At 48.1% G+C, this 24,378-nt stretch carries 16 protein-coding genes; 3 read left to right on the top strand and 13 right to left on the bottom strand.

Features of this window, described 5'->3' with window-relative positions; all coding sequences use genetic code 11:
- Position 1 precedes the first annotated feature (1 nt).
- From COV06_02900 to lepB, 13 genes are all read right to left on the bottom strand, one after another.
- On the bottom strand, positions 2-793 hold the full coding sequence (locus COV06_02900; protein ID PIR47606.1) for a hypothetical protein: 792 nt from the start codon (positions 791-793) through the stop codon (positions 2-4).
- Positions 794-826: 33 nt separating this feature from the next.
- Positions 827-1,705: a hypothetical protein gene (locus COV06_02895; protein PIR47605.1), complete on the bottom strand. Its 879-nt coding sequence runs from the start codon at positions 1,703-1,705 to the stop codon at positions 827-829.
- 1 nt (position 1,706) lies between these two features.
- On the bottom strand, positions 1,707-11,627 hold the full coding sequence (locus COV06_02890) for a hypothetical protein (protein PIR47604.1): 9,921 nt from the start codon (positions 11,625-11,627) through the stop codon (positions 1,707-1,709).
- The gene (locus COV06_02885) at positions 11,624-13,375 is read right to left on the bottom strand and encodes a hypothetical protein (GenBank protein ID PIR47603.1); all 1,752 of its coding nucleotides are present in this window, start codon (positions 13,373-13,375) and stop codon (positions 11,624-11,626) included. Before COV06_02885 ends, COV06_02890 begins: the two co-directional genes overlap by 4 nt.
- A gap of 218 nt (positions 13,376-13,593) precedes the next feature.
- Complete coding sequence (locus COV06_02880; protein ID PIR47602.1) at positions 13,594-13,836, bottom strand: hypothetical protein; 243 nt, start codon at positions 13,834-13,836, stop codon at positions 13,594-13,596.
- Positions 13,837-13,918: 82 nt separating this feature from the next.
- Positions 13,919-14,722 carry a hypothetical protein gene (locus COV06_02875; GenBank protein PIR47601.1) on the bottom strand — a complete coding sequence of 268 codons (804 nt, stop codon included), beginning with the start codon at positions 14,720-14,722 and terminating at the stop codon, positions 13,919-13,921.
- Positions 14,723-14,851: 129 nt separating this feature from the next.
- Positions 14,852-15,301: a hypothetical protein gene (locus tag COV06_02870; protein PIR47600.1), complete on the bottom strand. Its 450-nt coding sequence runs from the start codon at positions 15,299-15,301 to the stop codon at positions 14,852-14,854.
- A 64-nt stretch (positions 15,302-15,365) separates the two neighbouring features.
- Entirely contained in the window at positions 15,366-15,614 is a 249-nt protein-coding gene (gene rpsU, locus COV06_02865) for a 30S ribosomal protein S21 (protein PIR47599.1), read from the bottom strand.
- Positions 15,615-15,679: 65 nt separating this feature from the next.
- Complete coding sequence (locus tag COV06_02860; protein PIR47598.1) at positions 15,680-17,266, bottom strand: hypothetical protein; 1,587 nt, start codon at positions 17,264-17,266, stop codon at positions 15,680-15,682.
- A gap of 1 nt (position 17,267) precedes the next feature.
- Positions 17,268-17,615, bottom strand: a complete 348-nt coding sequence (locus tag COV06_02855; protein ID PIR47597.1) for a nucleotide pyrophosphohydrolase — start codon at positions 17,613-17,615, stop codon at positions 17,268-17,270.
- 138 nt (positions 17,616-17,753) lie between these two features.
- Positions 17,754-18,767: a cell filamentation protein Fic gene (locus COV06_02850; protein PIR47596.1), complete on the bottom strand. Its 1,014-nt coding sequence runs from the start codon at positions 18,765-18,767 to the stop codon at positions 17,754-17,756.
- Between the two features lie 91 nt (positions 18,768-18,858).
- Positions 18,859-20,178: a histidine--tRNA ligase gene (locus COV06_02845; protein PIR47595.1), complete on the bottom strand. Its 1,320-nt coding sequence runs from the start codon at positions 20,176-20,178 to the stop codon at positions 18,859-18,861.
- A gap of 2 nt (positions 20,179-20,180) precedes the next feature.
- The gene (gene lepB, locus COV06_02840) at positions 20,181-20,819 is read right to left on the bottom strand and encodes a signal peptidase I (GenBank protein PIR47594.1); all 639 of its coding nucleotides are present in this window, start codon (positions 20,817-20,819) and stop codon (positions 20,181-20,183) included.
- 88 nt (positions 20,820-20,907) lie between these two features.
- Here lepB and COV06_02835 point away from each other — a divergent pair, with 88 nt between their 5' ends.
- The 3 genes from COV06_02835 to COV06_02825 all read left to right on the top strand — a co-directional run bounded on the left by COV06_02835 (position 20,908) and on the right by COV06_02825 (position 24,370).
- Complete coding sequence (locus COV06_02835; protein ID PIR47593.1) at positions 20,908-22,374, top strand: hypothetical protein; 1,467 nt, start codon at positions 20,908-20,910, stop codon at positions 22,372-22,374.
- Positions 22,375-22,467: 93 nt separating this feature from the next.
- The gene (gene der, locus COV06_02830; GenBank protein ID PIR47592.1) at positions 22,468-23,826 is read left to right on the top strand and encodes a ribosome biogenesis GTPase Der; all 1,359 of its coding nucleotides are present in this window, start codon (positions 22,468-22,470) and stop codon (positions 23,824-23,826) included.
- A complete protein-coding gene (locus tag COV06_02825; protein ID PIR47591.1) occupies positions 23,801-24,370 on the top strand; it encodes an aminoacyl-tRNA hydrolase in 570 nt (189 codons plus the stop codon). Before der ends, COV06_02825 begins: the two co-directional genes overlap by 26 nt.
- Positions 24,371-24,378: the final 8 nt, after the last annotated feature.

Genomic DNA, 24,378 nt, shown 5'->3' with positions numbered 1-24,378 from the left:
TTTATTGTAGAGGGTCTGTCAAACGTCCTGGACCATTTGGATCGTAACCACTTTGTACCTCTGCTCCATCCAAGAATCCATCTCCATCGGTATCGGCGACAAGTGGGTTTGTGTGATAAATCATCACTTCTTCTCGATCAAACAATCCATCGCTATCAGAGTCTGGTTTATTGATCATGGTTCCATAGCGGATCTCCTCGGCATCCGTGAGTCCATCACTATCCGTATCGAGTTCTTCCACAGGGGTTACCACTTCTGGAAGTTTGTCATTTGGCAATACGTCTTCTACCGGCGCCTCAGGAACAACAACCTCCGGAACCGTTGTCGTGGGGGTCACGGGCTCATTTAATACATCAACGTTCTCCTTAGATCCATTGATCAAAAACATTGCTACCGCTCCAATAGCACCCAAAACAACCAGCACAACTACAACAATAATAATCATTTTTTTCGTTTTTCCTGTTGATGCACGTGCACCGGCAACTGGAACTGCAGACGGCATCGCCACATTTCCAGAAACGGGCTCTTGAACATCGGCAAACAGGTCCTCAACCGCAGGCGATGGTGCCGCAGCAGCCGTCACTGGCTTTTGAGCGACAACAGGTGCAGCAGGCTCCGACGGTTCTGGCATACTCACCGTACCATCTGGTGACCCATGTAATTCAACTCCCTCATCCATAATTGGTGCAGCAGGATCCATTGTCGGGGTCGGTACTGACGCAGGAGTCGGTACTGGAGCAGGAACAGGATCCGATGGTCCAGTAGGTAAATTTGTTGGGACGTCGTCAAACATAGTCGTTTTAGTATGAGTAGGTGGTTAAAACCATTATAGCGAGCCGGAGCCGTTTGGATCAAATCCATTCTGAACCTCTATGCCATCAGAGTACCCGTCTCCGTCCGTATCTGCAATGAGTGGGTTTGAATGATACACATTTACTTCATCTCCATCTGGCAGGCCGTCGCTGTCGGTATCGGGTACGTTTGGGTTGGTTCCAAGTGTTATCTCGCGAGCATCATCCAGGCCATCGCGGTCCGTATCTACAGTCTCAGTTTCCGCGTCCAATGAAGTCTCTCCCACGGCTTCCAAACAATCCAAACGTGCGTCTTCTTCGTCGAACGTCTCACAATACGTAAGATCGCCTCTATCAACCGCATCCTGTAAGCGTCCCAGTGCATCACAGAGTTCCGGTCGCACGCCGTATTCCTCGCACGCGCCAAGGGCCACAATCTCTGCCGTGATCGACGATCGACAGGTTTCTTGTATGGTTACATCCTGAACGCCATCACAGAGTCGAACATCCTTTTCTTCCTTTGCGATCCTGAGCGTCACGGCATCCTCACAGCTATTACGTCGTTCTTTCCCAAGAGGCCTACAAGCTTCTCGATCCCGTGTCTCATAAGCCACGATTTCTACGCACGTACTCGCATCTGGTTCCTCTAGTGTGTCACAAAGGTCCGCCGATCCAACCTTTTTTGCCTCTGCGATCACCATTTGGCGCAAACAAATTTTTGGGTCTTGTTCTGATTCACAGGCAATACGGCCGTTAGCAACATGATCCTTACTCTCCTGCAGCTGATTCGCAAGTAACGCAAGCGGCGCATGGGATTTTCTAACGTTCACAAATATCAACGCAACAACAACCAGAGCCGCAACACCAATAATGCCGGCAAGCACGTACCCTCGTTGTTGTTTTAGAAACGACATATTACTCGGAGCAATAAAGGAATTGGAAGTTCTCAAGCGTCACCGTCCCCTCTCCTGGGAATTGTAGTTTGAGGTCAATCTGACCATTTCCTGGAATTGGGCATACAAAGTCCTCAGGAAGTGAGATCTCTACACGTGGCCCCTCCGAAATAAGCGTTGAGGCAACCTGCGTCGAGCCATTTCCGATAACGGCACGTGCGTTAATAATGTTATCGATAATTGTTTGGAACATGACATCCATGGAATCTACCGCATCTCCTACATAGGAGAATGCTGGATCCTCTGTACAACGATTGTAACGACCGTACCAACGAAGACCTGTTGTATTGGAGAAGTTATAAGGTTCTTCCGTAGAAATAATCAAATTACCTGGACTAAGCAACGATCCCGTTCCATCAAAGGCAGGACAGTCGCTCGAATACATCTCGAAAGCGCGGATGTATCGTAGTGCTGTGGTAGAAGTAAGATCATCATTAAAGTACGCCGAATACACATCGATTCCCTGATTCTTGATCTGGCTTGCTTGATCATAAATATTTTGTACAACGATCTGACACGCAGCCGAGTCCATATCTGCTCCGTTACAACTCGCATTTCCATCGGACAACACAATCGCTATACGCTTATGTGTTACGGGATACTGAAGCAAAATCTCCTTGGCACGCGCTAATCCTGCAGCTGTTGGCGTGCTATATCCTTGTCCCTCTGGAGTTGGTGGAACAGGAATTTGGTTGACAGATGCTAGCACAGCAGCCAAACTCGTGGTGGGTGCAATCGTCATACAGGCACCTGTGTCTAAATGCGTTGCACGCGACGATGGAAGTGGAGCAAGTGCCTCAATCTGTTCCCAGTCTTCTGGCCAGTCAAACGTACCAGAAGAAGGATTCCAGAATGATTCATTAACACAGTCCGTCGTAGACGCATTAAAGTCATAACCCGAGGCAGGTACGACCGAATCCAATCCACGTCCACCGAACGTCACAATACCGGTTCGTAATGTTCCCGGATACTCTGCATAGAGTGTACTCACAGCATTATTGAGTGCCTCAATCATCACGGTCCAGCGTGTGCCAGACCCAAGCGTCTCCCGAGACATACTAGACGATTGATCGATCACAAAGACCACGTCCAAATCTGGATAGGTAAACTCATAATTGACGTCCGCCAACATGTACGCGCCTACACGACAATCTGGGAACTGCACTTTGGCGTAGTCTGGCGCATTCAAAAACTGACACGTACCGTTGTTCTGGTTTGGTAGGTTACAGTGTGCGTCTACCTGACACGGCTCACCCGCATAGTCTGCATTGCTGTTATCACTACAGGTTCCATTAGTCTCATAACTATACAGCTCGATCGAATCACCAAATCCCTGGTTTGGAATCGCCGCATTCGTAAAGCTGTGCCATGGTTGTGCGAGTGCAAAGATGGATTGGTAATTAAACGGACACGAGTTAGAACAGCTTGACTCACACTCCGATGCAACGCACGTTCCTCCATCATTGAGCTCCAAACAGCTATTGCCAAAGAATGTAGAAAGAAGAGAACATGTTGATCCGTTATTTGTTCCACCATTACACACACCTAACACCTGACACGTCGCGCCGGGATGTGCCGGATCTGACGCACCAACGGTGTAACACACGGATCCGCGATATGCATCTGTTGTACTCGTGTTAAATTGATAGTAATACATCGGCGCATTTCCATCGCAGATCTCACCGCCCTCTGGTTGCACAGTTCCATCTCCACAATAGCCGCCACTCACCGCTTGATAGGAGCAAGAATTGGTACAGAAGTTACAGACGCCGCCATAATTGGCAGCACAAACCGTTCCGTTAATACCTGTCCCAAGGTCACAACTCTCCAAACTTGGATTAAGGAATCCGTCTCCACAGACGTTTGGTTGGCACACATTGGTACAGCTATCGTTGTTTGAGGTATTGCCGTCATCGCAGCCTTCTCCCGGATCGAGCACGCCGTCGCCACACGATCCCTGTTGCAAACAACTCGTCCATGTATCCCACTGACACGCTGTAATCGTTGACGTGTCACTTTCACACGTACGCGATCGAGCCGTCTCAAACTGTGTACACACACCACCACCATCGTCACAAGCGCCCGCAGCGCTCACCAAACTACCTGTTGCCGGATTACACACCGCGTCTGGGTGCAATCCACCTACGCAGAATCCAATCAATGGGCACGCGTCATAGGCCGCACTGTAGGTAAATTGATTTCCATCGTTGCCAGCGTTTCCATCGCCACAGGTGGCTCCTGGCGAACAGTCATTGTTATTGGTACAAGGCTCTCGTGTATCGGAGCACAGCGCCCCTTGCCAACTACCCACCTCGCTGTCACATTGCTCTGCGCCATTAATGAGCCCGTCTCCACACCGAGGCCCCGGCCCCGAACAATCCCAGGCACAGATACCACCCGTTAGACTATACTGACCATTGACCGCTCCACTGTCACAGAATTCTGGGCCCTCCACGGCACCGTTTCCACACATAAGTGTAATAGCCGCGTTGTAATTACACTGCGTGGAACAGTACCCGTAGAATCCATTCAAGGATCCGTCGTCACAGGTTTCACCTACCTCCACGACACCATTTCCACAATATAACTGAATGCAAGGCGAGTCTGGCAATCCGTCTCCGTTGGAATCGCTCGTGTAGGCGGAACAACTGGTTGTACATGTGGTTGCGCGCACGCCCACCTCTGAGGCATCCGTGTTTCCATCACCGTTAAAGTCGTACGTACAAATCTCCGTGTCTGTCTGACCAATCTCACAGACCTCCGGAACGCCAGGAGACAACTCTCCAATCACTCCATCTCCACAGACACCCCCCGCGCCATAGGTAGATCCATTACAGGTAAGCGGTGTTGGAAGACCCCCAATAATCTGGTGATTTCCAAAAATTAATGTGGTGTTTAATGCCAGGGCTGCTGGTGATTCCGTCCAAGTGAGTGACCCCGTATCTGTAGTCTGTGTTTCTAGGTCCACAGATAACGTGAGGTTCTCAATGCCGTTTCGTTGATAACGATACACATGCGAATCCTCAGGACATTGGAATAAATTACTGGACCCGTTCCAACAGCTCGACGCGTCATATCCATCCGATACGGGACAGGAAGAAAATGCGTTGATTGGATCCACGGGCAGTGCTGTCCCCAACGTATTACCGAGTTCCGACGACCACGAAGGCCACGCACTCACCGACCATCCGCGAATAAAGGAACCCGCATCCACTAGTGGGATGTCAGCGTTACAACTCTCCGTTCCCGGACAATTACTGTCGGTTAAACAAAGTAAGTTTGTGGTCACCGAACAGTGTCGGTGTTCTTCTCCGTACTGAGTTGTGCGTGCCTCCACGGATCGCAAATCCTCAATACGCGCAATATCGCGTCGGATTTTATCACGCGACGAATCACAAGACGCCGCAAGGTCTGAGGTAAAGACAACACACTGCGCATCTGTAGAACAGGTAAAGAAGCCACCGTCTGGGTTTGCCACGGGATCCTGCTGTTCATTTAAACACACGCGTGTATTAGACACGGCGTAGGGGTCCTCTTCTCCCGCCAAGAATTGGAAGTTAGAAACAAGTTGATTAAAGACGTCGATGGTTTCCGGTCCGGCGTTTTGACTGTGTGAGATGGTGTAAATGGTTGGATCAATGTCGCCTCCGCTGCGAATATTGGCAGCCCCCACGTAAATGGTTCCCCCATCCTGAATCGCACGGTAGCCATCCACCGTGGTCGCAGAGGGACTTCCTGCAAACTCTTGTGCGTAATACCACTGATCAACAGGTAAGAATGTTTCGTTGCGGATAATACGGATACCAATTGCCTCCGGCTTTGTTGGATGGCGCAAAATAAATTCTTTGTCCACGCCCGGTGGTGGTAACGCCGGTTGGATGATTTCAAAATTTGGAAGCACACCTGTTTGCGCGTATGCCGTAGGAATTCCAAGCGCTGCCGTAGAAGGTGCAAGATCTGCCCGACAATACAACGTAGAGAAGTTGGACCAAAAGGCTCCTTGATTCAAGGTATCGTTGTTCCCCTCTGTATCAGTGAGCGGTGCCTCAAACGATCCTGGTGTAGAGACATTGTCTGGCCATGGAACCTCACATAAAAACACACGTGAATGAAGCGAATCAGAAACCGTGCTGTCCGCCATAGACGGATCATGCAGGATATCTGTTGTGATGGTCGCAATTGCCGAAACATCCTCATTACCAGAAATTTGCCCACTTGTGATCCCTTCTCCGATTACTTCCCCACTTGGTGCAACCACATCTCCCGTTACGGCCAAAATATTGCTCGACGCCGGCACTGACCAGGCAATATTCCAATCATAGATACCCGGCAACGGTGTTACAGGAACATTCACGTTACTCACACGTGAAAGCGCCTCAACGGTGTAGGTGTGCTCACTGTTGGCTTGCAAGAACAAGCCGTTTCCTGTTGTGTCCTGTACCTGCAAAAGATCTAGGTCACAAATAAATTCTCCCGTTTTAAAGGATCCAATAATTTCTCCACTTGGCGCATTTAATCCTGCTCCAGCCGTTGTGCGCACACCTGCCTCTGTCGCATCCGTTGGATCCGCATCGCCCACAACAACAATCTCGTAAACTTGTCCTGCTTCCAACGCAGCGCTGTAGCGCACAATAACCTCTGTATGATCACCGTATGCAATAGGAACTAAGGACGCCGGGAAATAACACCCAGAAGCCAAGGCATCCGCCGAGTGTGTGTGGAACAAGGCCAACACGCGCGTCAACAAGCGATCAACAAATGCCGGAACAAACGGCAGATCGATCGGTGACAAAGCAATATAGGTATATCCATTCATTGCCGAACACGCAGCCTCGCTTGTTATAGACGGGATACGCAATCCAATGGTTGGCATTTGAATTTCCGTAGGATCAGATGCAGCATCTACCGCCGGAAGTGTCTGACCTTCCATCAAGCTTGCTGAATCCATTAACTGGCTAAATAACACGCGCACCTCCACATTACGACACGTGTCAGACCCCGTTGGGTAAAAGGTTGGGAACGCAGGTCGTGGTGCACAACATCCTGTCGCCTCGCCACACGCAAATGAGGTACCGCCCGTTGGACATTCATTGGATGCCTCACACGTACACTGTACATTCAACGTGGATGCATCTGATTCTGTCGAAACGAGCTCCTGCGCATCAATTTCTGTAGAATACAGGCCATTAACCGGTAAGTCTTGCGACGCAATATTCACGGAAACCTCGGCCACCTGCATTCCATCCACACGGCCATCTCCGCCCAATCCTTCACATAACTGATTTTCGCCAATACCAATTGCCCCATCTCCACAGAAGGAAGGGACGGAATAGGTATAAGACGACCCTGCAAAACGACAGGTACTCGTACATCCTTCCGTTCCGTCGCATTGTTCATTATTTCCTGTATTTAAAACGTTATCGCCGCAACAGGCTGTAGCCAAACTTGGTCCACAGGCCACCGCTTCTGTAAGACAGCTCGAAGAACATCCGTCACCATTGAGCGCGTTTCCATCGTCACACTCCTCCCCGCCCGTAGTCTCCAAAAGGCCATTGCCACAACTCGCAGGATACAGCGAACTTGACCCCTCATACAAACATTGCGCGGAGCATCCATCACCTCCACTATTATTTCCATCGTCGCAATCCTCTCCACCAATCGATGAGAGATATGCGAGTGATCCGTTTCCACATTGAGATCCTACAGAAGCGGAACCCTCGTTCAAACAAACGGCAGAACATCCATCGTCTGGTGTTGCATTGCTGTCATCGCATTCTTCGTGTGGATCTTGTACGCCGTTACCACAACAGTAAGGATCGCTTGGGTTGCCACATGCAGGGAGACCTTCCCACAAACACGACGCAGAACATCCGTCATTCGGTGTAATGTTTCCATCGTCACACTCTTCAAATTGTGGATTACGATAACCATCTCCACAAACCGGCACATTAGACGCCGACCCGCTCAATACACACGAACTCGTACACCCGGGAGCGGTGCCCAAATCGAGTGCACCTGTAGGGTCGCCCAACAAAAAGGCTGTCGTGCCATTGGAGGAGTCCCACGCCCAATCGTAACTCACAGAGCTAAGACGCTGTCCTCCTTCCGAACAGGTATCTGCCGGTCCAAAAGGTGTCACTTGGAACGCCTGTCGTTGTCCAATGGCTTGCAAGGTTGCAGACGCCGGCGTTGTTGTAACATGATCCACGGTGCACAAGGCTCCATTTGGACTCACGCGGAACGTCCAAGAATATCCATGACTATAATTGAGGCCTGTAAGAGGAACGCCAGAAGAGCTCGCGATACTGCCGTCCAAAATCACCCGATAGAACGTATTTGCTGCCAACGTAACAGAGGGTGTAATCACCTGCGTACGTCCATCTGGTGACAACGTCTGTACTGTTACAGGAATCGTTGCAACAAACTGCTGACACAACTCCGTTTGACACTGTTTAAGGTGAATCGAGGAAGAGCTGAGTGACGACGCATCCATGCGAGTATTAAACTCGGCGCCAATCTGTGCATTCACACAAGCTGTATCACAATTTGGCCAAAAATTTCTCACCTCTGGGTCAGTGTAATTAACCGTCACTAATCCGAGTCCGTGAATGCCCTGCGCAATTAATGTAGCAATCGCACTCACAGGTCCTCCAACGGTCTCGTTATCGGCGCGTGCAATACGTACCGTATCTGACGCTGCCGATGAGGAAACCAATGTCACAGATGGAGAAACAGGTACACCGACATTGTTGGCGGTTGACCAACTCATCGGTTCCGTAATATTCAATAACACACAGGCGTCAGATCCAATACCGCTTGCGACCAACTGAACATCACCTGTGTCCGTGTCCGTATCTACAACTCCATTTCCCTGCTCTGTAAGGACAGATTGACCAGGCGTTACCAGAACATGCTCAATCGCACATGGTGCCGTATTCTCACGCGTGGTAAAGGTCCACACAAACGGTGCAGACAACGGTTCCCCGCTTGGACCTGCCGCAATAATACCGGTGGTAAGCGTGACCTGGTACGTGGTCGCTGGACTCCAAGGGCTTGCCGGCGTAAATATGAAGCGATCAGAAAGTGGCTCAAACGTTCCCGGCACGACCGACGGCGCAACACTCGCACACGGTGTTGCAGGGTCTTCCCCCGTACACTCCTGGATCAAAATAGTCGTACTGTTCAAATTGATGACTGGCACGGTAAACGCGGCCGACAATTGTGCGTTAGAGCAGACCTCGTCTCCTCGAGACCGTCCATCCCAAGGCGAAGGACTTACAATACGGTCAATCAAACTCACATCGTCACACTGCCGAACCACACGTGGCACAACCGGAATTGGACCCGTGACCCATTCAAATAAGTAGTTGGTCGTAGGCACGGTTACCTCACAATCTACCGCCACCGGCGTACAAGAAAGCGTATTCGCACAACATCGGTTCCCCGTGGAACAGGTGTCGTTCGTTGGACTACAAGCGCCCACCTCAAAGTTTGCTTCATTACTATCATCTCCGCTTACCGTTACAACCACAGGCCCCGTAACGGCAGTAGGCGGAACTTCCACATGAATTTCTTCATCGCTCCAGCTGGTCGTTGTTGCATTTTGTGCATTATAAAACGTGACCGTATCTGCAGATGATCCAAAATTTTCTCCAAAAATACTCATAGTAACCCCCGTTGGACCTGCAACCGGAGTCACACCGCAAATACCAGGACCTGGCGTTCCCGACACAATCGCAAAGCCAACATCCGCACTCACAAGAGACGGTGTACGTTCCACGCGCAAGTTGTGAGGTGAGAAGGCAATCGGCGCGGCAGACGGCACCAAGTAGGTATCCGGTACTTTGACGGTAATAGCGGTCGGCGTCCATGCAGCAACGGTACACACATCTGGGAAATCAACGGATCCTACAGCCTGATTCCCCGTGAGCGGATCCACAAAATAGACGTTGCCAGACCCACCAAAATTGGAGCCGAAAATCGTCACATATTCTCCCGGCGGTCCCGCTTCTGGCGTGATGTAGGAAATAATCGGGGCTTGGCCCGCGTCTGGTGATTCAACAGAAAAGCTCAATGGATTACTTGTTTCCGCCCCAACACGCACCGTGAGGTTTTTGTCTCCCACGGGTGTTGGAGGCACAATCGCGTTAAATCGTGTTGTGGTCCAATCGGAAACGCTGCTCACAAGCGCCGTACTCAAATAGACTTCCGTTCCGGGACCGCCGCTTCCCAAATTCACACCCGTCACGGCAAAAGCTTCACCAGACTGTGCGCTCATAGGCGCTACAGAACACAAACCAGGACGCACGGTTGTATTAATTTCAAAATCAGGCAAGTAGGGACCATTCGTGTCGTCCGTGCGATCCGTCTGTCCACTGACCGTTATAATTTGTATTGGCCCAATCGGAAACGCGCCTGGAACGGACGGCACCGCCACAATCACCTCCGTGGCTGACCACGCGCTACAGGCAAGTCCTGCCGTAATATCATCTGCGTCCGTTGCAAGGTCTCCAAGAAATTTAACGGACCCCACGGTGGATCCAAGTGATTCACCCGTAATTGTAATGTAGTTTCCTGGAGCTCCATTGTCCGGAGACACGCTCACAATTTGTGGCAATTCTACACAAACGCTATCCACACAATGCCCCGTAGAACAGTCGGCATCCGTCGTACATGTGTCGCCAGAACAAGCACCACAATAATCTGCCAATGTAGGGTCACCTCCACAATCAAGTCCTGTTTCTCCAACGTTCTGTTCCCCGTCAAAACAATGATCTGGCCGCGCAATCACATTCACACTGCTCGCATTTGTACTCTGCCCCGCAATATCCGTTACTGTTGCCCCAATTGTATGTGACGATTGCGGCACCAGGCTCGATGCTGACCAATTAACCACCGACACGTAATCCGTAGAGAGGCTCATTGGTGCATCTGTTCCAATGGACACCGCGTCCACAAACCCTTCAATTAATCCAATTCCTGCGTCGTCTCCCACCGTCATAGTCACCGGAACGTCCGGCGAGGTGCTTACGCTATCTCCATTGGATGGGTAGGTAATAGAAATCGTCGGCGGCGTTACATCCACAAGGCTACCCGTTGTAAATGTTTCCGAGCATCCCGTAAATCCACAATTAACAAATGATCCATTCTGGCTCTTTAATCCGCTGGCAATAATCACTTCAAATGCGGTATCGGCGGTAAAACAATGCCGCGAGCTGTTTGGGCTTGGGCAGGCAGCCTCAGGGGTAAAACGAATCACCGGCCCCGTAGCCACAAATGTTCCCACAACGGGCGTCGTAGATCCTACGGGCCGAACCACTACGTTGTCGTTAACCGTTGTTGGATTAACATTGGAAGAAAGCGCGATTTGCACGACAACGTTACGAATCGGCACCACACCAGATGGTGTAACGCTTCTGAGCGTAAAGCCGCTACCAAACGACGGACCCCCAAGCGGACCACCCGTCGAATCAAACTCGGAACCGCTAACGCTATTATTTGCACCCGTTGCATCCAAAAGTGTGTTTAAGACAAACTGCGTAATCGCAAATGCAGATAGAATAATAACCAACCCAATAGCTCCATTCACAATAATTCTCTGTGCCTTTGCAATAACCCCCTCCCGGCCGCTAGCTGTCATCCAAACAAACCCGCCATACATCACAATACACACAGCCACAATACCTAGGAATCCCAAAACCACGCGGATAACATTGGCAATGATAATACGGGGATCTTGTGTTCCAAGTCCTGGATCAAATTGGTTGTTGAGTCCAAAATCCGCTGCCGTCTGCGCAAGAGCTGGGTGCGACGCGAAAAACGCTCCGAGCACGATCATTCCAAGGAGTCCTACAAATGACCAGTATTTTGATTTGATCATCATAAGGTAAAGTGCGGATAGGAACAAAGACCAGACTGTGATTCGTCGTTACAGCAATTGGCTTCCCCACCAGTACATGTCTGACTGCGTGAAGGCGTAAAACAGTTTTGATAAATGCTTCTAAGCGACGAGTCTACCTCCACGCCATAAATCTGCTCACTGGAAAAGACCCCGTGCAACACCGTCACTTCGTGAGACGGAATCGTAACTGCCGGGTTGGTTGGATTTGGATACCCGCTCACCACCGAACGAAACGTAAACCATAGATTCTCCGTAGGCGATCGAAGCTGTAATGCATCTGCATTCACGGTATTCAAGGACAACAAGGAATCAAACAACAGGTGCACCGGTTGATCAAACGCCACATTCTGCCCCGGCATACCCGGGGTAATAGCAGGTGTTGTGGAGACAACCTGTGGTGGAACAAGCACAATGGAATCATTCGTGGAGAAATTCCACGTGTAGCTATCCGTACTTGGACCCGTTGCCGCTCCATCGCTATTCCCGTCTAACGAGTTCCCCGCCATATCAATCACGCCATTTGGAGGCAACAAAGCTGCTGGAGGTTCTGCCGCCAAGCTTGCTGCTAACACATCCACCGTAATCGCGTCATTGGAGGGTAAGCAATAAATCACCTCACCACACGAGTTAGTGCCGCACGCAAGGTCTGAGACAAACTCATTACTTTGAAATTGATTCATTAATCCCCAGCTCCCCGCAATCGTCCCCGCAGCACCCGTTGCCACAATGTTTGAGAAGGAAGACGTTGGACCCGACGCAGAAATAGGATTCACGGGTTCTGAGTAATTGATTTGAATCAAAATATTGCGTGCATTGGTGGTCGAGGCAATCGGAATCACGGATTCAATGGTGGGCGGGATAAGATCCAACTCCGTAGACACCCTAAAGCGCCACGAATAACCATCCGCGAATGCGCCCGTAAATGCCGAGTCGCCGTTTGCCAATTGAATATCGTTCGTCAACTCCACCGTATAGGCCGTGTCTTCCAACGCGCTACCAAGGTAGGGGGCTGGATCAAACACAAAGCTCTTGAGGTCTGGTGTTACAGACACATTTACGTCTGCGGGAGGCAATGCGGAACTTTCGCCGAGGTTTGTAGGATAAATCACTACGGAACCTGCTCGTAACGGTAATGCAATCGACGGATCACCTGTATACCCATCCATCAGACTTGCTGCATCCATCGCCTCGCGGAATGTGACAACAATAGATGTATTACGAGGGACGTCTTGCGCATTACGCATCGGATAGTGCGAATCAATAATTCCACTACCAAGTGAGCTACTGAGCGGATCAATCGTAATCAAATCACTGGACGTGCTAGTACCTGTTCCCAATCCCGTAGCATCCGCGAGCGCGTTCAATACAAATTGCGTAATAATGAGCGCCGACAAAATAATCGCCAAACCGATACCTGCATTCACTAAAATCGATTGAGCTTTTGCGATCTTTGCCGGATCCCCCTTTGACATCATCCAAAGCGCGCCACCGTAAATAACAATGATCACCGCCACCAAACCCAGGAATCCCAGTGCAATACGAATCACGTTTCCAATAATCACGCGGATATCTTCTTGACCCAACCCCGACGCGTCACCCACCGTCTGCAACCCTTGTACCGCAACATCTTGTGCAAACGTGGTGTGTATCGGCAAAAACAGAAAACCCATAACAACCATTGTTGTTATGCAGGCGAATGGAATAAGTGAGGATCGGAGCCAATTCTTCATGTGCTTTTTGGCCGGTGATTAACTCCATTGTACCCGATTATTGCAGATCGCGTGAGCGCAAACTGGGGACAATTCTTATCATAACCATTCACATCCTTCTATACATACGCCTACGTTACCAATAAAAAAGCAGAAATCTTTTACCGTTTCTGCTTCATGGCTCCAAATGCCTTGTGCACACATCAAAATAGACGTCTCACTCACGATCAAATCGACTACTAGTCTTCTTGCATTTGCTCAGGAGTCATTCCACGTGCTTCCAAAAGAGCACGCACATGTTCGTGCTCCTCTCTGATTTGAACATCTCGATCACGAACCTTTGGATCAAACCCTTGATCACGCATCATAGCATTGGTCGACGCATCTTGTTCTCGCATCAAAGCGCGATAGCGGGCATGTAGTTTTTCTGTACTCTCAGATTCCAGCTCTAGGTTTACGTTTCCCGATTCAGGATGTAACATAGTCTAATGCATTGAATGAGTAATTTTGGACACAAATATTGTACCAAACCAAGGGGGGCTTGCAAAGAAACATGGGGTCAACTTACCAAATTTCATCCTCAGATGCCAAAGGCTGAGAGAGAGGAACGATTACTTCATCTGACGTCCCCTTCTTTTTCTCCATCCATGACTGAATGGCATCAAAAGAGGATCGCGATTGTTCTGGGTTATCACCCGCTTCTCTGAGCTTTTGCTCAATCATGCGAATGGCTGTATTTGCCTCTTCTGTAAATTGCGCTGCCGGCGAGTAGCCATACACAAGCTGTACAAAAGGCGTGTAGGCAATCGCTGCCCTCGACGGTATCTGCAAATCAATATATGTAAATCCGGCATCTGCATCGTAAAAGATGTTATCTGGTTTACTTGGATCAACTTCAAGTCCAACATCCGTAAGCGTGTTTAGATCATGGATCATTCTCTCGTACTGATCCAATGGCGCATTTGCTAACAGCTTCAAACGTTCTAACCACTGCTCCGCATGTTCGTTACGATCATGAAGAGGTTTTCCAACAGCTCGCTCTTGCAGTTCATAGTAGTCCGTACCTTCTACAAATGCCTTAAGTATTTTTGCCACATGAACATCTTGAGGCAGTGCGGCCATGCGTTGTTTCACCGCATTTCCTTCTGCCACTCTCTTGCTTAAATTCTCTGGTGTTTTCTTAAAAAAACCCGTAACCACCCGAAGGAGCACTTGATCGGGATGCCCCTTTACTTCAAAAACCCGGGAGTTTCCTCCCTCTCCAATAGGGTTTCCTCTCAAATCCTCTACACTGCCAACTGCGTGTACTCCCTGTTTCTGAGCACCCTCACCTTCTGACGGTGGTATAAATTGCCATGTTTCTGACATAGTTTATTGATCTGTATCAATTAAAAGTTTATTTTAATGGTCTTATAGTCATTCATGCGTTTGATTTACATACGCCCAAATTTTATCACAAAAAAAACGAGGATTTATGATCCCCGTTTCTTTTTATTACTATTCCTCTTTTAAAAACGCATCTACTTCTTTGCGGACGTCGTCCCCGTTTGCCGTGGCGCCAATCGCCTTTACCACGGCCCCCATCAACTTACCCATATCGGCAAGCGTGGTTGCACCGACCTCCGAGGCGATCTTGACCACGTGCTCACGAATTTGTGCGCGCTCCATTGGCGTTGGCAAAAACTGCGCAATCAGGTCCAACTCCGCCTGGGTTTTGCTGATGAGGTCTTGTCGCTCCCCTTTCACAAAATCCTGCATGGCATCCTTTAACTGTTTGCTCGACGACTTGAGTACCTCCAAAACTTCCGACTCCTCCAAATCACGCTGAAGTTCGATCTGCTTATTTTTAAGCGCTGATTGCAATCCACGGAGGGACGTAACCACATCCGCCTGACGTGCCTTCATGGCCGTCTTTAAATCCTCGGAAATTTTTTCTTGAATAGACATACAAAAGAGATAATTAACTTCAATAGACCCAGCATAGCACAAAACCCCCTTTCGGGGGCTTTGATTATCGACGACGACGCTTTGGACGAAAATCTTCCTCTGTTGCCTTTCCGGTTTTAATCAACCATCCACGCTTAAGAGCGATTTTGATTCCACGAACTTTTTTGAACTTACGTCCAGTAAAGTTCGGCGTCGGGTCATCATACCGACGTCGGCGCACTTCTTTAACGAGTCCGCCTTTTTGGATGCGACGCTGGAAACGTCGGTACATCCCATCAAAGCTTTCTCCTTGTTTTCGTTTGACTTCAAACATAGTTTTCTCGATTCAACGTAGCCGCATTCTAACAGACACCCACAAATCCGTCAACCCTGGGCTGTTTATTGAGGTTTTGGGGCTTGATTTAAAATATTTTTTAGATAATTGCGTAATCCGGGATCCACCACATAGATAAATGTACCGATAATTCCACGAGTGAGTAAGGTTTTATATATATTCAACACATACCCAATAATCTCCTCTTCGTTTTCAACCCCTCTATGTCCATTCTTATCAAAGTAGCTCGACCTATCAAGTACAAACTTACCGTCTACCCATTTTAGTTCCGGACCAATAATCACCCCAACATAATTGAGATCATACCCCTGTACAGTATGAATACATCCAACTTCGTTCACTGCATTTTCCGAGTTAACCCAATCAGCATTTGTAGAATTCCAACGCAATTTTTCCCCATCTATTTCTATATCAAATCCTTCATCGTGAGGTTTTAAATTCCTCGTCTTCCACGACCAAGCGTATCCAGCAACCATACGCGCGAGACCCACGGCTTCATCTTTTTCCTTTATTTCTTTTACCATCAAAGAAATATCTTCATACATCCTGAGATCATATTGAGGAAAATCTACAGAACGAATGTCTCCGTCACCAAATAAACTATCAATAAACGCCAGATATCTCTCTCCGCCTCTTACTCTCATTTGAGACTGCAACGTGAACTCCTTTGCCTGCAGACGTGCAATTTGAGAAGGTCTAATGTCAGAAGGTCTGACACTCTGCTGCTCATCATAAAAGTAAACTTGTTTCATAGCAGATGCTTGAATCCAATCTAGTTCGGTGCCGGTATTCTCAAATCCAAAATGACGATTTATGTCATCAAAAGCCTTATAGTTAGTAATATTTTTTCTACGTCGCAGCCTATGCGTCTCATCAACTAACAACAAATCATACTCTGCTTTTACTGTATCAGCCGGACCAATCACCATTGAAGGTGACAGCCCCACAATATTTTTAAAAACATTCTTTAACGTTTTACGCAATGAAGTCATCGGAATAACCAAGCCCACTTTTAGATGCGACGTGCGACTATCTTCCTTCAAATATTTCATTAAATATACTGCCACGATAGTCTTGCCGGTCCCCGGTCTTCCACGCACCACAAACGTTAATTTCTCTTGAGCTATTTCATCCACAAGAGCCTCTACAAATGCTATTTGGTCTGCAGATAACGTTTTGTAAGGTGAATACTTAAAAAGGTCGCTATTTTTTAATTGGACTAGATTATTCTTCGCAAGACCCATCTTTACTAGCTTAGGCCAAATGCCATTCTCAAATTTTGATAAATATTTTTCCCGATCAAAATATTCATGATTCTTTAACCCTGCATTGCCATTTTGTAATTTAAAAATACCATCTGCTGCAATGTATTGAATTAACCAAGATTCAATATCAAGTGCTGCAGACTTGTTATATTCCTCATCTGTCACAACATGAACTTGATGCAATCTTTGTCTCTCCTTATTTTTATAATGCTCCTTGCTCCTATAATAAAGGTGGATTGTCTCTCCAATATAAGCCTCCTTCCCATTTTCAATAAAATAAACAACCGGCCAATCTAAACCATAATGATCTTTTTTAATTGTTTCAAAGCCGCTATCAGAAAAAGCAAATGTCTTTATGGCCTGCATATTAAAGCTCCGTGTATTTTGTGTGCAGCCCTTTTGCTTTATCGACCGGGTACTTTGCTTCATTTTTTAATATTTTCTTTTCAAGTGCGTCTAAAATATCAATATCGAGATCGTGGCTCATTAGTAAAACCCAATACAAAACATCCGCTAGTTCATCACCAATATCAGATTTATTCGTTTGGACATATTTCTCCATTTCTTCTGAATTTTTCCATTGAAAATGTTCCATAACCTCTGCGGCCTCCAACACTAAAGATAGTGCTAAATCTTTTGGGTTGTGAAACTGTTTCCAATCTCGAGCATCCCTAAAAGCTACAATCTTTGTTGTTAAATCTGACAGTGTTTTCATAGGACAATGTTCTTAGAACAAAATAGGATTTTGAAATACATCAATCAAATCTTATCACAAACACCACTCAACCCCTCCAGACGCAATGTAATAATGGGGTGTGGAGCTCAACAATTAGTCGATGTACGTACCGACGAATTACTTTTTTACTCGCTTCTCCACTTCCTTTCCTAACGCCTTCACACTCTCCAAATACGCTTCTTCAACTGGGGAAAGGGTCTTCGCCTGATACTTACGATATTCTACTGCTACTTTCTTTTTCGCTTGTTCGTGACTAACGGAACCCGCATCGGTGAGCACACCCTTACCAAAGTTCTCTGCAAATTTATCAAGCTCTGCAACCCAATCGGCCATGTGCATTGCTGTATGCTCTTGTGCTTTAATTTCTGCAAGATCAAAAAATGCTGAAACGAGACGATTTAAACGGAAAAGTTCATCTTCTGTCAGATAATTTTTAGCCGTCCCAACTTCTGATAATACAGGCATTGCTCCTGCAAACGTTGTAAGTCCCATGAAATCTTTTTCTGCATCCGCGCGTTCATGGATGGTCTCTGCGGCCGTGTGTTGGTTCGTCGCGTAATGCAATTTGTTTTGCACGACTTTAAAAAATATTATTGACTCAGTACTTTTCGGATCATAATCAATACTCGTCGCATACAAATCAAGCACTTGACGATAAAGCATCTTTTCGCTGGAACGAATATCGCGAATGCGATCAAGAAGTTCTTTCCAATACTGTCCGCCGCCATTTCCTTTTAACCGTTCATCGTCCATTGTAAAGCCTTTCACGATATACTCACGAAGTCGTGCCGTGGCCCATTGGCGAAAATGTGTAGCAATCTTCGATCTAACGCGATAGCCAAGAGAAATAATAAGATCGAGACTATAATGTTCAATCCGTCGTGAAACCTCCCTATTCCCCTCTTTTTGAACAATCAAGTATTCCTTGACAGTTGCTTCTTTTGTTAACTCGCCTTCTTCGTAAATATTCTGAATATGAAGGCTGACGTTTTGTTTCGTCGTGTCGAATAATTCTGCCAATTGCGTTTGACTAAGCCACACGGTCTCCCCTTCAATTCGTACCTGAATAATCGGCTGACCACCGTCGCCAGTATAAATAATGATTTCGTTATTCAATTCCGTATTATCCATAAACTTATCTTAATCCTCAACAATTCTTCACGATCCATCGACACTTAATCAAATCTTATCACAAACACCACCCTCGCGGGTGGTGTTTTTATTACTTGAGGATGCGTTTGAGGTTGTCGATCAACTTCTCAATCGGAATCGTTTCTTGCGACCCCGAATCCATATCTCGCACAATAATTGTATCATCTTGCACTTCTTGCTGGCCCAAAATCACGGCCACATGCGCACCAACTTTATTAGCGCTCTCCAACTGTGCCTTGAGGCTTGCCTTCCCAAACGCCTCCACTACATTGAATCCTGCCGCGCGTACCTCTTCAAACAAGCGCAGCGATGTCCGACGCGCCTCCTTTCCAAGCTGGGCAAAGAACACATCTGGCGCTGACAATGCAGGAGGTTCCACGTTCTGCTGCTTCATCTCCAAAATAGCACGCTCGATTCCCACCGCGAATCCAACGGCCGGTGTCTCCTCGCGTCCTCCCATCATCTCCACCAACTCATCATAACGTCCGCCGGCGGCAAGGGCGGATTGCGACCCTGGCTCGGAATCATCTCCGCGGTCTGGCACAATCTCAAATACCGTTCGGTTGTAGTAGTCCAACCCACGTACAAGGTGCGGATTCAACACATACGGCACACCAACTTCATCTAAATATTCAATCAACTCCATAAAGTGATCGCGCGACGGGTCGTCCAGCCAATCCACAATCTGTGGCGCGTTCTTCATCACCTCGTGACAGGCCGGCACTTTACAATCCAAGAGTCGCAACGGATTCTTGGCCATACGACGCATACAATCCTCACACAAATCTTTTTTGTTCTTCCGTGCGTAGGCCACCAACTCAATCTTATACTCCTGTCGCGTTTGGGCGGTCCCAATCGAGTTAATCTCCACTTTTACTTTGAGCCCCAAATCTTCAAACAACTTGGTTGCGATCAAAATAAGTTGCGCATCCACCACAGAATCTCCTCCACCAATCACCTCTAATCCATACTGATAAAACTGTCGATACCGTCCCGATTGTGGACGATCGTACCGAAACATCGGTCCCATGTACCACATCTTTACCGGCTGAGGGAGGTTGAGCATACCGTGATTAATGTAGGCGCGTACCACGGACGCGGTGGCCTCTGGTCGCAGAGCAACCTTGTCTCCACCTTTATCATCAAAGGAATACATCTCTTTCTCCACCACATCCGTTTGTTTACCCAAGGTGCGGCTAAACAATTTCTCCTGCTCTAAAATCGGTGTCTCAATGCGGCCGTAAGAATACGTTTCCGCAATCTCACGCGCCTTACGACGGAAGTACTCCCAGTAGATTTGCTCATCCGGAAGAATGTCGCGCATACCACGCAATGTCTCTAATGCTTTTACTTTCTTTTTATCTGCTGCCACGTCTTTGCTGTCTGCCATAATTATTCGGTAAGGGCTTCGTAGGTAGGGGTCTCAAAGATCGAGAAGCGATCCAGCGGTAATCCGCGTAACCAGACACGCCCTACAATATGTTCTGACTTAATAGGACCAAAACTGCGTGAATCCATACTTGCCGGACGATTATCTCCAAGGACAAAGTATTCATCCGGGTTTAAGGTGACATACTCGCTTCCCAAGGTCACCGGTTGTGACACATAGGTTTCTTGGAGTACGACACCGTTTGTATGGGCCGAGTCAATCACCGTTACTTTTCCATCTTGCACACGCACTGTGTCGCCCGGCAATCCAATGATCCGCTTAATAAAGAACTGCGTCTTGTCGCGAGGATAGCGGAACACAATCACGTCTCCGCGTTCTGGCTCATGAAAGCGATAGCTGACCTCATCGATCAACAGGTATTCTCGATCTTCAAACGTTGGTTCCATAGACGCCCCACGCACATAGAACGGTTGCACCAAAAAGTAGCGGATCGGAATAATGATCGCCGCCGCAATCACGACAATCTGAATAATTTCCAATCCAAACAACAAAACGCCACCAATCACAGGCCCAAAAATACGGACCAAGAGGGACGGGGTCACTGGAGCACTCTCTTCTGTCGGTGTTTTTTTTGTAAACATGTTAAATGCTAATATAAACGCATACTAGCACGAATTTTCGGAAAAATCAAGGGTTGCACCAAAGGGGGAACTTGGATAGAATGCGCCCATGAATGATCCTCGCATCAATCTCCTCAAAGACCACTTTGAACTCAATCCAAATCCCAAACCAAGTCCCTGGGCGCTTGGACGTTATTTTTTTCTTACCGTTCTTATTGGGGCGCTTATTGGCATAGGATTTTCGTTTGCTATGACCAAAACTGATCTTGCATCAGACTCAGGAGAGAAGGTGGGATTTTTTAGGTCCTTTGCCTCCTTTGTGACGAGTGGAGATCGAACCCTTATTGGAGAAGATACAGACCGCGTCAACGTTATGTTATTGGGTATCGGTGGTGCCGGACACGATGGTCCCGATTTGTCGGACACGATTATTTTTACCTCGCTCAAACCGTCCACCGGAGACGTTGGCATGATGAGCATCCCACGCGATCTTGCGATCCCCATCCCCGGTTACGGCTGGCGCAAAATTAATCACGCCAACTATTTTGGCGAGTTGGAGGACCCAGGTCACGGCGCGCGATACGCGTCCGGCGTCATTGGGGGTTTGATTGGACAAGAGATCGACTACTACGTTCGCATTGACTTTCAAGGATTTGAGAAATTCCTCAATGCGCTCGGCGGCGTAGATGTTTACGTAGAAACAGCGTTTTTAGATCCCACCTATCCTACAAGTGATCACCTCACGCAGACTATTCGATTTGACACCGGCTGGCAACACATGGACGGAGAGACCGCATTGCAATACGCACGCTCACGTCACGGCACGAATGGAGAAGGATCCGACTTTGCTCGTTCTCGTCGACAACAAAAAATTCTCCTCGCTGTTAAAGACAAACTCTTTTCTGCCAACACGATTTTAAATCCAAAACGCATTAGTGATCTCATTGGCACCGTCAAGGAAAGCATCGAGACTAACTTAAGCACGTGGGAGATTCTCCGCCTCGCAACCTTTGCACGTAATTTGGACCCGGAGAAAATCACTCATTATGTTCTTGATTCCGGCCCAGACAGTCCGCTTTACGAGACAAACCTAAACGGCGCCTACGTATTGCTCCCCGACAACGACGATTGGTCGGGTATTCGTACGATTGCGGCAAATGTCTTTGAAGAAAATCCCGCGTTTGTACCCGTTACCCCCGATTCCATTCCACAGCAGCTCGTACGCATTCGTATAGAGAACGGAACCGACGTCAGTGGACTCGCATTTAGAACCTCGCAGCTCTTAGAGGGGCAAGGATTTGAAGTCGCCTCCGTCGCCAATTCCAACAACCGCGATTGGGACCATACGGTCATTTATGACTTCACCGAAGGACAATATCCAGAGGCGCTTAAGGAGTTACAGGCCTATTTAAAAGCCGACGTCGCCACAACGGTCACCGGCTGGCTATTTACCGACGATCTTACCCCTCGAACCATTACCTTAGAGGATGAGGGCCTCCGTGACGGAAGCGTGGCTCCATCAGTTGACTTTTTGATCGTTTTAGGGCAGAATTCGGCAAATCTCGTACAGCGCTAACGTCTGTACGCATTCTGAGGATTTTTTGAGCATTTCCTCGATTTTGATCACCTTCGATCGCAACGTTTGTTCAACAGCCCCTACCCTCGCCACATGAAAGCCTCTCCAACAACCCTCCCCACCGCCGTCCTGGTTGGACGCGCTAACGTCGGCAAATCGACGCTCTTTAACCGTCTCACAGAAACAAGTCGCGCCATGATTTCTGATGTTCCTGGTACCACGCGTGATCGCAAAGATGGTCTCGTGTTGTGGCGTGGTCAGCTGTTTAGAATCGTAGACACGGGTGGAATCGAATACGACAAAACAGAAACCTTCGACGACGTCGTCCAACATCAAACAGAGCTTGCCATGAAAGAGGCGGATATCATCTTAATGGTACTCGACAGTAAAGAAGGGCTCCTACAACAAGACCTCAAAATTGCTCGCAGCCTCATTGGGTCCGACAAGCCCGTGATTGTTGTCGGCAACAAAGCAGACGGTCGCACCAAAGAAACCGTCACAGAACCTGAGTGGTATCGCACAGGATTAGAAATCCCTCGCCCTGTCAGTGCCGTTCGTGGAAACGGGTTAGGTGATTTACTCGACACACTCTTTGAAATGTTTCAAAAACTCGGTAAGCACGTAGAGGATTACAAGGAAGAATTTTTTCCTAAGATTGCGTTTATTGGTGAACCAAACGTGGGTAAGTCTTCCATCATCAACGAAATTTTGGGTGAGGAACGATTCATTACCTCCCCAATCGCACATACAACACGTGAGCCAAACGACACGTTGGTTGAGTTTGATAACAAGCAATACATTATTGTAGACACGGCCGGTGTACGTCGCAAGGCACGTGTGTCACAGGGATTGGAGCGCGCGGGTGTCAAACAAACGTTAGAAGTATTAAAGCGTGTGGATATTGTGGTGCTCGTGCTAGATGCAACTAAGCCCATCGACCAACAAGAGAAGAAACTTGCAGGTCTTATTCGCCAGGCCGGCGTAGGGTGTGTGATTGCGGTCAACAAGTGGGATCTTATGGAAGGCAAGGAAACGCAGGCGGTCGCCAACATGAAACGCTACGTTTACGGGCATCTTCCGTTTATCCGCTTTGCCCCCATCTTGACAATTTCTGCAAAAGAACGTCAACGTATTCACAAGCTCTTCCCGCTTTTTGATACAATTCTCAAAGAACGTGAGCGAACCATCGACGATAACGCTTTGGATAAATTCCTCAATCAAACTATTTCGCGTCATAAGCCTGCACGTGGGAAAGGCGTGGCACACCCTAAGATTTTCCGACTGAAGCAAGTTGGAATCAATCCTCCCCGGTTTGAATTGGTGATTAAAGGCATGCGTACAGATGTTCTGCACGCGTCCTACTCACGTTTCTTGGAAAACCGTCTCCGTGAGACCTTTGGGTTCACGGGAACACCGATTATTTTTTATGCCATCCCAAGTAAAAAGGTTTAACACGGTGCTCCTAGTGGGACTTGGAAATCCCGGCATGGAATACGAACTCACACGACACAATATTGGATTCCAGGTACTCGACGCATTTGCGGATGGCACATGGAAAGAGGACAACGCCCACAAGGCCTTTACGGCCAAAACATCCGTGGACGGCGTAACGGTTCATTGCCTCAAGCCGCAAACGTTTATGAACAAATCCGGCGAGGCGGTGCAATCCTACGCGCAGTATTACAACATTGCTCCCGATGCTATCTTTGTGGTGCACGACGAAGCCGATCTCCCCTTTGGCGACATTCGCCTCAAACAAGGAGGTGGGACCGCAGGCCATAATGGTCTTAAGTCACTCGTACAGCACTTAGGAACCGACGCCTTCTGGCGATTACGCATCGGCATCGGACGTGGAGACAATTCACAAGTCGCATTAGAAGATTTTGTGCTCGGCAAATGGACCGAGTCAGAACGTCAACAATTAGATCAACTTATTCAGCAATCTATCCATAAACTCCACGAGTGTATCGTGGCCCCTCCCCTGGATCGTACCTAAACCCAGGA

The organism is Candidatus Uhrbacteria bacterium CG10_big_fil_rev_8_21_14_0_10_50_16, assembly GCA_002774875.1.
Lineage (GTDB): Bacteria > Patescibacteriota > Patescibacteriia > UBA9934 > UBA11717 > UBA11717.
Note: the sequence above shows the minus strand (reverse complement) of the source record. Positions and strands in the feature narration are given on the sequence as shown.

What these genes read in the sequence shown, in the direction of transcription:
- COV06_02900 (PIR47606.1), bottom strand. Translation starts at nt 793, where the DNA reads ATGTTTGACGACGTCCCAACAAATTTACCTACTGGACCATCGGATCCT.
- COV06_02895 (PIR47605.1), bottom strand. Translation starts at nt 1,705, where the DNA reads ATGTCGTTTCTAAAACAACAACGAGGGTACGTGCTTGCCGGCATTATT.
- COV06_02890 (PIR47604.1), bottom strand. Translation starts at nt 11,627, where the DNA reads ATGATGATCAAATCAAAATACTGGTCATTTGTAGGACTCCTTGGAATG.
- COV06_02885 (PIR47603.1), bottom strand. Translation starts at nt 13,375, where the DNA reads ATGAAGAATTGGCTCCGATCCTCACTTATTCCATTCGCCTGCATAACA.
- COV06_02880 (PIR47602.1), bottom strand. Translation starts at nt 13,836, where the DNA reads ATGTTACATCCTGAATCGGGAAACGTAAACCTAGAGCTGGAATCTGAG.
- COV06_02875 (PIR47601.1), bottom strand. Translation starts at nt 14,722, where the DNA reads ATGTCAGAAACATGGCAATTTATACCACCGTCAGAAGGTGAGGGTGCT.
- COV06_02870 (PIR47600.1), bottom strand. Translation starts at nt 15,301, where the DNA reads ATGTCTATTCAAGAAAAAATTTCCGAGGATTTAAAGACGGCCATGAAG.
- rpsU (PIR47599.1), bottom strand. Translation starts at nt 15,614, where the DNA reads ATGTTTGAAGTCAAACGAAAACAAGGAGAAAGCTTTGATGGGATGTAC.
- COV06_02860 (PIR47598.1), bottom strand. Translation starts at nt 17,266, where the DNA reads ATGCAGGCCATAAAGACATTTGCTTTTTCTGATAGCGGCTTTGAAACA.
- COV06_02855 (PIR47597.1), bottom strand. Translation starts at nt 17,615, where the DNA reads ATGAAAACACTGTCAGATTTAACAACAAAGATTGTAGCTTTTAGGGAT.
- COV06_02850 (PIR47596.1), bottom strand. Translation starts at nt 18,767, where the DNA reads ATGGATAATACGGAATTGAATAACGAAATCATTATTTATACTGGCGAC.
- COV06_02845 (PIR47595.1), bottom strand. Translation starts at nt 20,178, where the DNA reads ATGGCAGACAGCAAAGACGTGGCAGCAGATAAAAAGAAAGTAAAAGCA.
- lepB (PIR47594.1), bottom strand. Translation starts at nt 20,819, where the DNA reads ATGTTTACAAAAAAAACACCGACAGAAGAGAGTGCTCCAGTGACCCCG.
- COV06_02835 (PIR47593.1), top strand. Translation starts at nt 20,908, where the DNA reads ATGAATGATCCTCGCATCAATCTCCTCAAAGACCACTTTGAACTCAAT.
- der (PIR47592.1), top strand. Translation starts at nt 22,468, where the DNA reads ATGAAAGCCTCTCCAACAACCCTCCCCACCGCCGTCCTGGTTGGACGC.
- COV06_02825 (PIR47591.1), top strand. Translation starts at nt 23,801, where the DNA reads ATGCCATCCCAAGTAAAAAGGTTTAACACGGTGCTCCTAGTGGGACTT.